The sequence below is a fragment of the Microbacterium sp. CFSPD4_SD4 genome (assembly GCF_057364585.1).
The window spans coordinates 180,378-194,164 of sequence record NZ_JBNFOC010000006.1 but is presented as its reverse complement, the minus strand read 5'-3'; the positions used below and the strand labels follow the sequence as shown (position 1 = coordinate 194,164).

Annotated in this window: 11 protein-coding genes and 1 pseudogene; 9 read left to right on the top strand and 3 right to left on the bottom strand. The window is 72.0% G+C overall.

Translation table 11 applies throughout. The features are described from left to right. From AC2W7E_RS11345 to AC2W7E_RS11335, 3 genes are all read left to right on the top strand, one after another. Positions 1–1,295: S1C family serine protease (locus AC2W7E_RS11345; protein WP_485989126.1), on the top strand; the 1,295-nt coding region annotated here is incomplete at its 5' end. Positions 1,296–1,340: 45 nt separating this feature from the next. Continuing rightward, entirely contained in the window at positions 1,341–2,594 is a 1,254-nt protein-coding gene (locus AC2W7E_RS11340) for a CDP-glycerol glycerophosphotransferase family protein (RefSeq protein ID WP_485989125.1), read from the top strand. Beyond that, positions 2,591–4,027 (top strand): CDP-glycerol glycerophosphotransferase family protein, encoded by a 1,437-nt coding sequence (locus tag AC2W7E_RS11335; protein WP_315105809.1) that lies wholly within the window; start codon positions 2,591–2,593, stop codon positions 4,025–4,027. The genes AC2W7E_RS11340 and AC2W7E_RS11335 overlap by 4 nt, the downstream gene beginning before the upstream one ends. 10 nt (positions 4,028–4,037) lie before the next feature. On the opposite strand, the gene AC2W7E_RS11330 is transcribed toward AC2W7E_RS11335, so the two are convergent. Further along, a complete protein-coding gene (locus AC2W7E_RS11330; RefSeq protein WP_315105925.1) occupies positions 4,038–5,063 on the bottom strand; it encodes a glycosyltransferase family 2 protein in 1,026 nt (341 codons plus the stop codon). Positions 5,064–5,211: 148 nt separating this feature from the next. Here AC2W7E_RS11330 and AC2W7E_RS11325 point away from each other — a divergent pair, with 148 nt between their 5' ends. The 6 genes and pseudogenes from AC2W7E_RS11325 to AC2W7E_RS11300 all read left to right on the top strand — a co-directional run bounded on the left by AC2W7E_RS11325 (position 5,212) and on the right by AC2W7E_RS11300 (position 11,117). Next, positions 5,212–6,495, top strand: coding sequence for a CDP-glycerol glycerophosphotransferase family protein (locus tag AC2W7E_RS11325; RefSeq protein ID WP_315105810.1), 1,284 nt, complete (start codon positions 5,212–5,214; stop codon positions 6,493–6,495). Next, entirely contained in the window at positions 6,492–7,262 is a 771-nt protein-coding gene (locus AC2W7E_RS11320) for a biotin--[acetyl-CoA-carboxylase] ligase (protein WP_485989124.1), read from the top strand. The genes AC2W7E_RS11325 and AC2W7E_RS11320 overlap by 4 nt, the downstream gene beginning before the upstream one ends. Before the next feature lie 58 nt (positions 7,263–7,320). Continuing rightward, the gene (locus AC2W7E_RS11315; protein WP_485989123.1) at positions 7,321–7,869 is read left to right on the top strand and encodes a PH domain-containing protein; all 549 of its coding nucleotides are present in this window, start codon (positions 7,321–7,323) and stop codon (positions 7,867–7,869) included. Positions 7,870–7,953: 84 nt separating this feature from the next. Beyond that, the gene (locus AC2W7E_RS11310) at positions 7,954–9,078 is read left to right on the top strand and encodes a 5-(carboxyamino)imidazole ribonucleotide synthase (protein ID WP_249521518.1); all 1,125 of its coding nucleotides are present in this window, start codon (positions 7,954–7,956) and stop codon (positions 9,076–9,078) included. A gap of 121 nt (positions 9,079–9,199) precedes the next feature. Beyond that, positions 9,200–9,667 (top strand): 5-(carboxyamino)imidazole ribonucleotide mutase, encoded by a 468-nt coding sequence (purE, locus tag AC2W7E_RS11305; RefSeq protein ID WP_025102997.1) that lies wholly within the window; start codon positions 9,200–9,202, stop codon positions 9,665–9,667. Further along, positions 9,664–11,117: pseudogene (locus AC2W7E_RS11300) on the top strand (LCP family protein). Before purE ends, AC2W7E_RS11300 begins: the two are co-directional and overlap by 4 nt. Before the next feature lie 177 nt (positions 11,118–11,294). On the opposite strand, the gene AC2W7E_RS11295 reads toward AC2W7E_RS11300, so the two are convergent. Beyond that, positions 11,295–11,864, bottom strand: coding sequence for a hypothetical protein (locus AC2W7E_RS11295; RefSeq protein ID WP_485989122.1), 570 nt, complete (start codon positions 11,862–11,864; stop codon positions 11,295–11,297). Positions 11,865–12,006: 142 nt separating this feature from the next. Further along, positions 12,007–13,770 carry a DUF4012 domain-containing protein gene (locus AC2W7E_RS11290; RefSeq protein WP_485989121.1) on the bottom strand — a complete coding sequence of 588 codons (1,764 nt, stop codon included), beginning with the start codon at positions 13,768–13,770 and terminating at the stop codon, positions 12,007–12,009. Positions 13,771–13,787 lie beyond the last annotated feature (17 nt).

Here is a 13,787-nt window from a genome sequence, read left to right as displayed (position 1 = left end):
CCCCGGCGCCGCATTCGGCGTCCCGGCGCCAGGACACCCGGCCGCTCGACGGCACCGCGCCGCCGGCCGAGCAGGCCCCCGCGGCCACGAAGGAGAAGTCGCGCGGCGGCACCCGCGTGGCGGCGTTCATCGTCGCGGCCGCCCTCGTCGGCGGCGTCGCCGGATTCGGCGGCGGCGCCCTGCTCACCGGGCTGCAGGACTCCCCGTCCTCCGGCACCGCCCAGGGCCCGCAGACCGTCACCGTCAACAACCCCGGCTCGGTCAACGAGACCACTGCCGTCGCGACCGAGGCCCTGCCCTCCGTCGTCACCATCGAGGTGGCCGGATCGCAGGAGGCCGGCAGCGGCTCGGGCGTCATCATCAGCAAGGACGGCTACGTCCTCACCAACACCCACGTGGTCACCCTCGGTGGGGCGGCGGCCGATCCGACGATCCGCGTCACGACCTCCGACGGCCGTATCTACGACGCCACCGTGGTCGGCACGGACCCGATCTACGACCTCGCGGTGATCAAGCTCACCGACGCCGAGGGACTCACGCCGATCGAGTTCGCGGACTCGTCGAAGCTCAACGTCGGCGACACCGCCGTCGCGCTCGGCGCCCCGCTGGGCCTGGCGAACTCCGTCACCACAGGCATCGTGAGCGCGCTGAACCGCAGCATCCAGATCGCCTCGTCCGCGCTTCCCGACTCCTCCTCCGAGGACGCCCCGCAGCAGCAGGCGCCGGAGGACGGGCAGAGCGAAGGGCCGTTCCAGTTCGATCTGCCCGGGAACAGCGGGCAGCAGGCCACCGAGTCGATCTCGATCGCCGTGATCCAGACGGACGCCGCGATCAACCACGGCAACTCGGGCGGCGCCCTCGTCAACAGCAAGGGCGAGCTGATCGGCATCAACGTCGCCATCGCGAGCTCGGGCAGCTCCGAGGAGTCGGGCTCGATCGGCATCGGCTTCGCCATCCCGTCCAACATCGCCAAGCGCGTCGCGGACGAGATCATCGCCGACGGCGCGGCCACCCACGGTCTGCTCGGCGCATCGGTCCGCGATGCCTCCGGCGTCGAGGGCGCGACCGAGGCCGGTGCGTACATCGCCGAGGTCACCGACGGGGGCGCGGCCGCGGCCGCCGGTCTCCAGGCCGGCGACGTCGTGACGAACTTCAACGGGGTGCCGATCACGAGCGCGACCGACCTGACCGCTCAGGTCCGTGCGGCGGCGGCCGACAGCACGGCCGACGTGACCTACGTCCGCAACGGCAAGCAGAGTCAGATCGAGGTGACGCTCGGCACGCTCGCCGGCTGATCGCCCCGTCAGAGAAGGACGTCACCCGCGCGATAGGCTCGCCGGGTGGCGTCCTTCTCTTTCGGCACCGGCAACGCGGCCAAGCTGCTCCGGATCCCGCTGTACGCCCTCGGCCGTCTCGGCACCGTCGTCGTGCCGCGCGGTCGGCGCTGGGTCTTCGGCTGCGGCGCCGGCGTCGGCGACGGCGCTCTCGCCCTGCACCGGTATGCGGCAGCGGAGGGGCATGACACCCTCTGGCTGACCGGGTCGGCGCGCGAAGCGGCCGACGCCGAGGCCCTCGGCCTGCGGACCGTCCCGCGGGGCGGCCTCCGCGGCTGGTGGGCCACCGCCCGTGCCGGCGTGCTGGTCGTGACGCACGGCCTCGGCGACGTGAACCGCTACGGCAACGGCGGCGCCTTCGTCGTGCAGCTCTGGCACGGCATCCCGCTCAAGCGCATCGGACTCGACTCCCCGGCCACGACGCAGGTGCCTGCCGTCCCGGGTGCCCCGATCCTGCGGCGCCTCGTCGGGCTGCTGTACCGCGGCGCCGCGCAGCGGATCCGCGTGCTCCCCGCGGCGTCGCACCGGGCCAGGGCACGCCTCGAGTCCGCGTTCGGACTGAGCGACGACCGGGTCGTGGTCACGGGGGAGCCGCGCGTCGACGTGCTGTCGATCGGCGCACCCCAGGAACGCCGCGCCCACGCACGGGCTCTGCTCGCCGAGGCCGTGGGTGTGATCGGCGACGCCGACCGCGTCGTGCTCTATGCCCCGACGTGGCGGGACGGCGCCCCCGACCCGTCCGTGCCGACGGCCGAGGAATGGATGCGGATCATCCGGGTGCTGGAGGAGCACGACGCCGTCCTCCTCGTGCGCTCTCATCCGCTCGGCGACGGCAGCTACGCGCCGCCCCTGCCGACGACACGGGTGCGGGCGCTGCCCAGCATCGTCGTCAGCGATGTCACGCCGCTCCTTCCCGCCGTCGACATCCTCATCACCGACTACTCCTCGCTCGCCTACGACGTGGGCCTCCTCGCCATGCCGGTCGTCTTCCTCGCGCCGGATGTGGCGGAGTACGCCCGGACCCGCGGTTTCTACGGCCGCTTCGAGGAGGTCGCCGCGTCGGGCGTCGCGACCGGGTGGGAGCCCGCACTCACGCGGCTGGCATCGCTGCTGGGCGACGCGGCCGCGTTCGACGAGGCCGCCGGGCGTTCCGCTACGCTCAGCGCGGAGATGCACGCGTTCCGCGACGGCCAGAACACCCGTCGGGTGTACCGCGCGATCCGTGCGCGGGGGGTCCCCGCGCCGAAGGGAGCAGAATGACGACGGCCCGCATCGATGACACGGCACAGGCGCTGGTCATCGCAGGGACCGGGGAGCGTCCGACGAGCGCCGAGCTCATCGGGCCGCGAGCGCGGGTGGAAGCCCGCCTCACCGGCGGGGGAAAGACCTGGAAGGCGACGTTCGCGCTCCGTGCGTCGCGATGGGGCGGTCCGGAGCTGCCCCTGCCATCCGGGGAGTACGAACTGCGCATCGAGGGCGTCGATCTGACGGCCCTCCGTCTCGCGCCGGTCGTGCTCCCGGGCGTGCGGATCGCCGTCGACGGCGCCGCCGCCCGCATCGGCGCTCCCCTCGACCCGGTGTACGACACGGCGGAGGGACGCTCCACGCTCGAGGAGCGGTACGTGGCGCAGGCCGGCGGCGCGGAGAACGCCGTGTTCTTCGAGAGCTTCTACGGCCGGAGCGTGGGCTGCAACCCGCGCGCCATCGACCGGGAACTCGCCCGCCGTGCCCCGCAGGTCCGCCGGTACTGGAGCGTCGTGGACCTGTCGGTCGAGGTGCCGGACGGCGCGATCGCGGTGATCGAGGGCAGCCCGGAATGGTGGCGTGCTCGCGGCGCCGCGCGGCTCCTGATCGTGAACGACTGGATGCGGCGCCGCTTCGTACGCAAGCCGGGGCAGAAGGTGCTGCAGACCTGGCACGGCACGCCTCTCAAGCGTCTGGCCCTGCACCGTCCCGGCTTCGATCCCCGCCGGATGGCGGCGGTGGTCAAGGAGTCGCGGCGGTGGGATGTGCTTCTGGCGCAGAACGCGTACGCCGCACGGATCCTCCGCAAGGCCTACGCGTTCTTCGGGCGGCCGATCTGGATCGATGGCTATCCGCGCAACGACGCGCTGCGCACGGGGGACCCGGTCGCGGTGCGCGCGGCGCTCGGCATCGGGGCGGACGAACGCGTCCTGCTCTACGCGCCGACCTGGCGGGACGACCGGGCGGAGATGGTCGACTTCGTCGATCCCGAGCTCCTGGCGCGACAGACGAACGCGGTCGTGCTGGTGCGCGGTCACTCGCGCACGCTGGGGGAGGGTAGGGACCGTGCCGGCGCGCGGGTGATCGACGTGACCGGCTACCCCGAGACGTCGCAGCTCCTGCTCGCCGCCGACGCCCTCGTCACGGACTACTCCTCCGTCATGTTCGACTTCTCCGTCACCGGCAAGCCGATGTACTTCCTCGTGCCCGACCTCGACCACTACCGCGGCCAGCTCCGGGGCTTCTACTTCGACCTGGCGGAGCGGGCACCAGGCCCTCTGGTCCGCACCCAGGACGAGCTCGTGGCGGCGATGGAGGACGAGGGCCACCGGGAGCGCTACGCCGAGCGCTACGCCGCCTGGCAGCGGCAGTTCAACGCGCTCGACGACGGCCGGGCCGCGCAGCGGGTGGTCGATCGGATCCTCGACCTCGGATTCGTCACGCCGTAGCCGTCGGAGGTCAGGGCAGCGGGGTGTTGCGCGTGCCGAGCCTGGATGCGTCCACGGTGTCGCCGGCTCCGCGCAGCACGCCCCCGAGGAAGCCCAGGCCCCACGAGAGGTGCATGGTGGGCAGCACGAGCAGCGTCCACAGGCGCTGCCGCACGCCGCCCCCGCCCGGGGCGAGGGCCACGCCGATCACGAGCAGCACGTAGAGCGCGAGCGGGAAGTAGACCAGGCCCGAGGCGATGAGGGAGACCGTGCCGGACACGACCCCGGTGAGCTGCAGGATGCCGAGCACGACGGCGAGCACGACGAACAGCAGGAGCACCGGCGGGGCGAAGTAGCGCAGACCGTTGCGGCGCCCGAAGCGGCGCACCAGCTCTCCTCGCCAGGCCCCCGTCGCGCGGAACTGCCTGGCCAGTCGCAGCCAGCTCTCCCGGGGCCAGTAGGTCACCGCCAGCTCGGGGTCGAACCATACGCGGTGACCGGCCTGACGGATGCGCAGGTTCAGCTCCCAGTCCTCGCCGCGGCGGATCGACTCGTCGAAGAGACCGACCTCGTCGAGGACCTCTCGTCTCATCACACCGAGGTAGGCCGACTCGGCCTCGCCCTCGACCCGGCCGCCGTGGTACGCGCCCCCGCCGAGGCCGACGGGGGAGTTGTACAGCCGGGCGACGGCCTTCTGGAACGGGGTGCGGCCCTCCGCGTGCATGACGCCGCCGACGTTGGCCGCTCCCGTGCGCTGCAGGGTCTGCAGGGCACGGGCGGCGTATCCGGGGGCGAGCTCGGAGTGCGCATCGACCCGGATGACGGTGCGGTAGCGGCTGGCCCGGATGGCGGCGTTGAGCCCGACGGGGATGTGCGCGGCGGGATTGTCCACCAGCCGGATCCGGTCGTCGGCGGCCGCGAGGCGGCGGGCGAGGTCGGTGGTGCCGTCCGACGACGGTCCCAGCGCGAGGACGAGCTCGGTCGGAACCCCCACCTCCTGGGCCAGCACCGAGGCGACGGCGTGCTCCAGGTAGGCGCGTTCGTTCAGCACCGGCATCACGAAGGACACCCCGGTGACGGGGGCGGGGGATCCGTTGGCTGGCACACGTCGATCATGTCACGCGCGCCTCCCCGCGCTCTCCCAGGCGGAGCATCGGGACCCCGGGCGCCCAGGGGACGACAGCGGGACGAACTATCCTGGAGGGATGGGTGCACTGTCTGACGCGAACAAGGCCTATCGGCTCCTGCGACGGGCGCTCGCGTCCCGGTCCGCGGTGCAGCGCGTCCGTCGCCGCCTCGCGGCCCAGGAGCCCTATCCCGCCGATCACTTCCGGGTCGCGGTGTACTTCGCCGACGGCGCGGTGAACATGTACCAGATGCGCCAGTGGTACCGCCCGCTCGCCGCGCTCGCGGAGCGCTGGCCCGTCGTGGTGCTGGCCCGCCAGGCGACCGGAGCGGAGAAGCTCCTCGAGGAGGACGCGCCGCCCGTCGCCTTCGTGCCGACCGTGCGGGATCTCGAGCGTTTCCTCGCCACGCAGGACATCCGCGTCGTGCTGTACGTCAACCAGAACACCCGCAACTTCCAGATGTTCCGCTACGGCCGCCGCTGGCACGTGTTCATCAACCACGGCGAGTCCGACAAGATGTACATGACCACGAACCAGTACAAGGCGTACGACTACGCCTTCGTGGCCGGGCAGGCCGCCAGGGACCGCCTCTCGCGCACGCTGTGGGACTACGACGTGGAGCGCCGCACGATCGAGATCGGCCGTCCGCAGGCGGATCACTACTCGGGCTCCCTGCCGTACACCCCGGACGACCGCCTCGTCGTGCTCTATGCGCCGACCTGGGAGGGGGACCGCCCGAGCGCCCACTACGGCTCGATCGCGTCGCACGGCGAGCGGCTCGTCGCCCGGCTGCTGGAGACCGGTCGTCACCGGGTGATCTACCGCCCGCATCCGCGGAGCGGCGTCGTCGACGACGCCTACGGGGCCGCCCACCGCCGGATCATCGCCGCCATCGCCGCAGCGAACGCGGCCGATCCCGCCGCTCAGCACGTGTACGACGACGGTGCGGAGCTGGGATGGCAGCTCGCGGCCGCCGACGTCGCCGTGGTCGACATCTCCGCGATGGTCTACGACCGGCTCGCGGCCGGGAAGCCGCTCATGATCACGCGCCCGGTCGACGACCGTGCGGCCGTCGACACCACCGGCTACCTCTCGGACTGCGAATGGCTGACCGCGGAGTCTGCGGACGACATCGTCGCCGAGCTCGAGCGCGTCCGGGCCGACGAGGCGGCGGTCGCCCGCCTGCAGATGTGGGTCCGCCACTACTTCGGGGACACGACGCCGGGGGTCGCCACGGAGAAGTTCCACGCCGCCGTCGACGGGCTCATGGCGGAGTGGGAGCGCTGGCGCGACCGCGAGATCGGCGCCGTCCGCGGCGACGAGGACGACGATGACGACGAGGCGGACGACGAGGACGTATGAGCACCGGGTTCCCGCGCGCCGCCGCGCTCGCACCGCGTCTCGAGGTCCTCGACGCGACCGGATCGACGAATGCCGACCTCCGCGCGAAGGCGCACGACGCTCGCGCCTGGCCGCACCTCTCCGTCCTCCTCACCCGTGACCAGACGGCGGGACGGGGGCGCCTCGACCGCCGCTGGACCGCTCCGGCGGGCACCGCGCTCGCGGTGTCGGTGCTCCTGCGCGACCTCCCGACGGATCCCCGCGCCCGGGGATGGATCCCGCTCGCAGCCGGTGAGGCGATGACGGCCGCTGTCGCCGCGCAGCTCCCGGATGCCGAGGTGGCGCTCAAGTGGCCGAACGACGTGCTCGTCGACGGGCGCAAGATCTGCGGGATCCTCGCCGAGGCGGGCCCGGACGCGGTCATCGTGGGGGCGGGGGTCAACACGGCCATGGCGGCCGCCGAGCTCCCGGTGCCGACGGCCACGTCGTTCGCGGTGCACGACGTCGTCGCCGACGAGGACGCGCTGCTGCACGACTATCTCGGTGCGCTCGACGGGCACCTGCGCGCGCTCGCTGCCGCGGGAAGCGCGGTCACGAGCGGGCTGCGCGAGGCGGTGACGGCACGCTGCGCCACGATCGGACAGGCCGTGCGGGTGTCCCTCCCCGGCGGACGGATCCTCGAGGGCATGGCCGTCGGCATCGATGCGGAGGGGCGCCTGCTCGTCGCCGCGGAGGGGACCGCGCAGGCCGTCTCCGCGGGCGACGTCGTGCACGTGCGGCCCGCGTGACGCGGGGACACGCCGCCCCGCGGACGGCGTTGTCCGCGATCCCGGGCACAATGGGGGTGTGACCCAGCCCGTGACGCTCGGCGGAAGACCGCTGATGCCGCCGCCCGGCACCCCCGCCGAGGAGCTGCTCATCGCGCGCTTCCGCAGCCACGCGCGTCGCCTCTTCTGGTCTGCGCTGGTGCTCATCGCGGTCTTCGGGGTCACCGCGTACTTCTACGGCAACCTGCCGGCCGGGTTCGAGGACTGGATGCTGCTCGCCGCCGCCGGCCTCGTCGTCCTCGTGGCCGTCGTGACCCCGTTCATCGTCTGGTACTCGGGGACGACGACGATCACCACCCGTCGTGTGATCGCGGCGCAGGGGCTGGGTTCGCGGCATCGCCGGGAGATGTCCCACGCGCGCGGCTACACGATCGGCGTGCGCCGCGGTCCGCTCCAGCGGATGTGGGGCTGCGGCACGATCACGCTCTCCAACGGCGTCGACGCCCCGCTGCGCCTCGTCAACGTGCCCAACGTCACCCTCGTGCACGAGACGCTGGCCGACCAGATCGAGGTCGGCCAGATCCTGGCCCACCGCGACGCCCAGGCGAGTGGCGACGACCTGTCCTGACCCGCCGGGGGCGTCCCCGGTGCCCGAGCGTTTCCGGTGCCCTCGCGCGTGCGGAAGAATGGGCATGACGAATGGAGGCGGCACATGGCGCTGCGCGTGGGCGTGATCGGCGGAGGACAGCTGGCACGGATGATGATCGCTCCGGCGGTCGAGCTCGGACTCGATCTGCGGGTCCTCGCCGAGGAGGAGGGGATGGCCGCGGGGCTGGCCGCCACGGCGGTCGGCGACTACCGCGATCTCGAGACCGTTCGTGCCTTCGCGGCCGACGTCGACGTCATCACCTTCGACCACGAGCACGTGCCGCAGGAGGTCCTGCGCGCCCTCGTCGCCGAGGGCGTCGCCGTGCATCCGGGTCCGGACGCCCTCCAGTTCGCGCAGGACAAGCTCGTCATGCGCGCGCGCCTGGCGGAGCTCGGCGTGCCTCAGCCGGAGTGGGCACCGGTCCGTTCGGCAGAGGAGCTGCAGCGCTTCCTCGACGACCACGACGGTGCGGCCGTGGTGAAGACGCCGCGCGGCGGCTACGACGGCAAGGGCGTGCGCGTCGTGCGTTCCGCCGCCGAGGCGCAGGACTGGCTGGACGCGCTGGACGACACCGACGCGCTTCTCGCCGAGGAGCTCGTGCCGTTCGTCCGCGAGCTCGCCCAGCAGGTCGCACGGCGCCCCGGGGGAGAGATGATCTCGTATCCGGTCGTGGAGACCGTGCAGCGCGACGGCGTCTGCGCCGAGGTCATCGCCCCCGCCCCCGCCGCCACCGACCGGCTCGCCGACGTCGCCGAGGACATCGGGCGTCGCATCGCCGAGGGTCTCGGCGTGACCGGCATGCTCGCGGTGGAGCTCTTCGAGACCGAGGACGAGCGCATCCTCGTGAACGAGCTCGCGATGCGTCCGCACAACAGCGGCCACTGGAGCCAGGACGGTGCGATCACGGGGCAGTTCGAGCAGCATCTCCGGGCCGTGGCCGATCTGCCGCTGGGGAACACCCAGCCGCGCGCCGCCTGGTCCGTGATGGTGAACATCCTCGGCGGTCCTGCGGAGGGCACCCTGGGGGATCGCTTCGAGGCGGCGATGACCGCGCACCCGGACGCGAAGATCCACACCTACGGCAAGGCCCCTCGTCCCGGTCGCAAGGTCGGGCATGTCAACGTCGCCGGGGACGACCTCGACGATGCGGTGTACGAGGCCAGGGCCGCGGCGGCCGCATTCGACTGAGTCGGCGGCAGGACACGGGAAAAGACGTGTGCCGCTCGGGGATTCTCCCAGCGCGAGACCGTAGCCTGATCTGGTGACCGAGCCACTGCACTCCTCCGCCGCCCCGTTGGTCGGCGTCGTCATGGGATCCGACTCCGACTGGCGCGTGATGAGCGACGCCTCCCAGGCGCTCACCGACTTCGGGATCCCGCACGAGGTCGAGGTGGTCTCCGCCCACCGCACGCCGGACAAGCTCATGTCGTACGCACGGGAGGCCCGGTCCCGCGGGCTGCGCGTCATCATCGCCGGCGCCGGCGGTGCCGCCCATCTGCCCGGCATGCTCGCGTCCATGACAGCGCTGCCCGTCGTCGGGGTGCCTGTGCCGCTGGCGTACCTGGACGGCATGGACTCGCTCCTCTCGATCGTGCAGATGCCCGCAGGGATCCCGGTCGCGACGGTCTCCATCGGCGGCGCCCGCAACGCCGGTCTGCTCGCGGCCCGGATCCTCGGTGCCGCGGACGACGAGCTCGCCGACCGCGTCGAGGCCTACGCCGCCGACCTCGAGGCGCAGGTCGAGGAGAAGAACGATCGGCTGAAGGGCTCGCTGTGACCCTTGCGCCCCCGCGCGCGACGCGACGTCCGCTCATCGAGACGCGGCCGCTGCGACACCCGGATACGGCCGACGCCGGGCTCATGTCGAAACGCGCCTGGTGGCTCGTCGGTCTCAACTTCCTGCTGCCGGGGTCCGCGCAGGTCCTGGCGGGCAATCGACGCTTGGGAAGGTTCGGACTCGGCGTCACCCTGACGACGTGGTTCCTGGCCCTCGTCGCCGTCGGGCTTGTGCTGTTCGCCCGCCCCGTCTTCCTCTGGCTCACGATCGGGGGCGGCTTCGTATCGGCGGCGCTGCTCACGCTCGTGCAGGTGCTGCTCGTGGGAGTCGTGGTGGTCTGGATCGTCCTCACTTTCGACACGCTCCGCCTCGTCCGCCTGGTCAAGGTCCCCGCGCCGTCGCGGTTCCTCGTGCCGGTCGTCGCGCTCGTCCTGCTGGGGCTCGTCGGAGGCGTCATGGGCTACGCGGCCACCGCGGTGGGCTCCGTGCGCGGCAGTGTCGGGGCGATCTTCGGGCAGAGCGGCCCGAGCCTCCCGCCCAGCGACGGCTACTACAACATCCTGCTGCTCGGCGCGGACAGCGGGGACGGCCGTGACTCGATGCGTTTCGACAGCATCTCCGTCGTTTCGGTCAACGCCGAGACCGGAGCAGTGACCATCACCGGAATCCCGCGTGAGCTCCCGCATGCGCCGTTCAGCGACGGCAGCCCGATGCAAGAGCTCTATCCCGAGGGCTTCCAGGGCCACGGGTCGTCCACCTGCGGCTGGAACGGGTGGATGAACCACGTCCGCAACGCTGCGGAGGTATGCCGGGAGGACAAGGGGACCGGGCTCTATCCGGACGCGGAGGCCACGGGCTCGGCGCCGGGTATCGAGGCGACCAAGGACGCCGCGGAGGGCGTGCTCGGCATCGAGATCCCGTACTACGTGTTCGTCGACATGCACGGCTTCGCCGACCTCGTCGACGCTCTGGGCGGTGTCGACATCACGGTCACGGAGCGCCTGCCCAAGGGTGGGCCGCCCGACGGGTGGTCCGGGACGACGTCAACGAGTGGGCCATCGGCTGGATCGAGCCGGGTGCGCAGCACATGGACGGCGACACGGCGCAGTGGTACGCCCGCTCGCGCTACACGACGAGCGACTGGGACCGCATGAAGCGGCAGCGGGAGCTGCAGGAGGCGATCCTCGCCCAGTTCACTCCGCAGACCGTCCTCACGCGGTTCAACGAGGTGGCGGACGCGGGGACGGCTCTCATCAGCACCGATCTCCCGCAGGGCAAGCTGCCGGAGTTCTTCGATCTGATGCTCAAGGCGAAGGAGCAGCCGGTCCAGACCGTCGAGCTCACCCCCGAGAACGGTGTCGACGAGTTCGACCCGAACTACGACTTCATCCACGAGCTCATGCAGGAGAAGCTGCACCCGCCGACGGAGACGCCGACGCCCACTCCGTGAGACTGCCGCGGGCATGACGCAGCCCACGGATGATGTTCCCGGGAACATCACCCGTGGGCGTCCGGTTCATGACCGGATTCGCCAGACGACGGTGATCGGAGGGGGAGGGATCACCGTCGTCCAGCCGACCACCGCACGAGGCGGCAGTCAGGCTCAGGCGCGCGTGCGGCGCGCGGCTCAGGCGCGCTTGCGGCGCGCGGCTCCGACGGCGACGAGGGCACCACCGGCGACCAGAGCGACCGCTCCACCGCCGAGGACCCACGGCGACACCGATGCGCCGGTGAGGGCGAGTTCCATGCCTCCGCCGGTGAGCGGAAGCTCGGTGCCGGCCGGCGCGGCCACCCCCGGATCGTGGTCGCAGCTCGATGCGGCCGTGTTCCCGTGCGAGACCGTGACCATGGCGGTGTACGGTCGCGAACCGGCGAAGTCGAGGGCGTAGGCCCCCTGTCCGTCGGACGGCGGGCGGAACGTCACCGTCAGGCTGCCGTCGGAAGCGGCGGTGTTGCCCGAGATGGCGGCGGCGCCGGCGTTCTGGCCGGACACGGACACGCCTACGGTCTCCGACGGCTCGAAGAACCCGGCGCCGAACGCGACGGTCGAGACCTCGCAGGTGTCGATGATCGCGTCACCCACCTTCGCGCTCGGCGGAGACGGGTACGAGTCGCTCGGCGCGGCAGAGGCGACGGTCGGCGCGGCCAGGATGAGCGCGCCAGCGGTAAGGCTGATGGCAGCCAGTTTCTTCAGCATGATTTCTCCCCAGAATTTCACGCGGAATCGCCTCCGGATACACCCCTGCATCCGACTGCGCGAGGCCCTCTGCCCCCACGGCAGGTTCACGGACCCCGGTTATTCCCCAGTGAGATGACAGTACCTCATCCGTCGGCGAATGTCACGAGCCGCACTGCAGGGTGTCGCGGGTCAGCTTCGGGCCGACGATCAGCGGGGTGTGCTGCACCTTGGTGAGGCGTCCTCCGGCGCCGTCGCCCTGGAACTCCACGGTGATCGTCGTGGAGGCGCCGGGGGCGAGGAGCACCTCGTGCTGCACGACGGAGCGATCGCCGATGGTCGTCGTCTGCACGCCCTCCTCCGTGCCGTCCCGGTCGATATGCGACAGCAGGGCACCTTCCGGACCGTAGACGGCGATCAGAGTGCGCACGCTGCCGGCCGGCACGCCGTAGATGCCGTCGCCGGTGACGTACGGAGGCAGAGAAGTGGCGGCGTCGGCAGGGGCTGTGTTCGTCCAGGTGACGCGCACCTGGGTCGTCGGCGCCCCCGCGCAGGTCCCGACCGCCGTCGCGATCGAGGCGCGGGTGTAGTAGTCCATCTTCCCGCCGGTTCCGTCGTTGATCAGGACGCCGACCACCGCGGCGTCCTCGTCGTCCTGCGGCAGGGCGCCGCCGAGCGCGCTGGCGGCGAGGAGCGACTCCTCCGACTCGTGCGCGCTCCATATCCGGATGCGGCCTTCGCCGGCGGCGTCGGCGAGAGCGCGGACGAGGGCCTGCGGCTCTGCGTGGGACAGAGCGGCCGAGAACAGTCCGCCGGCGGCCTGGGCGAAGATCGCGTCCTGAGCCGCGGGATCGGGGATCGCCGCGTAGATCTCCGAGAGGAGCAGGTCGGTCACGGTGTCCGCAGTCGCCGTGAAGGGCCCGAAGGAGAGATCCCCGGTGGCTCGCATGAGGTGTGCGGCGACCACGGCGTCCACCGCGATCACCCCGTCGACCTTCCCCCCGTAGCGCCCCTCCCATCGGGCGGCGATGGTCTGTCCCGCTTCACGGAAGTCGGGGATGCTGGTGATGTTCTGCAGATAGCGACCGGGGCGGTCCTCGAAGAGCGCGACGGTGCTGTCGCTGAGCGGCAGCGCCGTGTCCAGTGGGGGGAAGTCGCGCGTCGACGCCTGCCGCTGCAGCGTGACCTTGCCGTTCTCCGCGCGCAGGAGCGCGATCGAGCCGATGATGCCGCCCGATGACCGCAGCTCTGCGTTGTTCTGCATCGCGAGGACGTAGGTGCGCGGGCCCTCGCCGCCGAGCATGGTCGGCAGCAGGACGGAGGCGCCGTGCAGCGCACCGACCGCCGTGGCGGCCTGGGTGACGGCGCCGCGCATCTCCCGCACCGCGTCAGCGAGCGGCGGAAGGGTGGCGTCGGCGTCGATGCGGCGGGCGCGGTCCACCGCCACGGTCAACGCCGCGCTCGCGGTGCCGAGCGGCTTCTCGGCGGCGGCGAAGGGGGCGAGGTCGATCGCCCCGCCTGCGAAGCCGAGGCTCGTGAGGTCGACGTCGTCGGCGACGTCGAGCAGCGGACCGAGGGCGTCCGTGGAGACGTCGTCGGCGACCTCGGCGACCTCGCTCACCGCGCGGAAGTTCGGGCCGATCCAGGGCAGCACAGCGAACGCCTGCCAGATCGGGTCGCCCGTCAGCGATCGGGCCGACTCCGCGTTGCGTGAGATGCGGGCGGCGACCGGGGCTGCCCCATCGAGATCGCCCTCGGCGATGGATTGCTTGAGCTGACTGGTCGCTTTCGAGATCTGCTGGAGGTTGTCGACCGCGCCGATGCCGCGCACCGTGACCCAGCCCAGTGCGAGGACGAGGAACACGAGGACGAGGCCGACGGTCCACCCGACCCATCGGCGGCGGACGGGAAGGCGACCATCGCTCACCCTGGCATTCAAGCACG

Coding starts and splice junctions, on each gene's coding strand:
- AC2W7E_RS11335 (WP_315105809.1), top strand. CDS start 2,591: ATGACGACGGCCCGCATCGATGACACGGCACAGGCGCTGGTCATCGCA.
- AC2W7E_RS11330 (WP_315105925.1), bottom strand. CDS start 5,063: ATGCCGGTGCTGAACGAACGCGCCTACCTGGAGCACGCCGTCGCCTCG.
- AC2W7E_RS11310 (WP_249521518.1), top strand. CDS start 7,954: ATGGCGCTGCGCGTGGGCGTGATCGGCGGAGGACAGCTGGCACGGATG.
- purE (WP_025102997.1), top strand. CDS start 9,200: ATGGGATCCGACTCCGACTGGCGCGTGATGAGCGACGCCTCCCAGGCG.
- AC2W7E_RS11325 (WP_315105810.1), top strand. CDS start 5,212: ATGGGTGCACTGTCTGACGCGAACAAGGCCTATCGGCTCCTGCGACGG.
- AC2W7E_RS11295 (WP_485989122.1), bottom strand. CDS start 11,864: ATGCTGAAGAAACTGGCTGCCATCAGCCTTACCGCTGGCGCGCTCATC.
- AC2W7E_RS11320 (WP_485989124.1), top strand. CDS start 6,492: ATGAGCACCGGGTTCCCGCGCGCCGCCGCGCTCGCACCGCGTCTCGAG.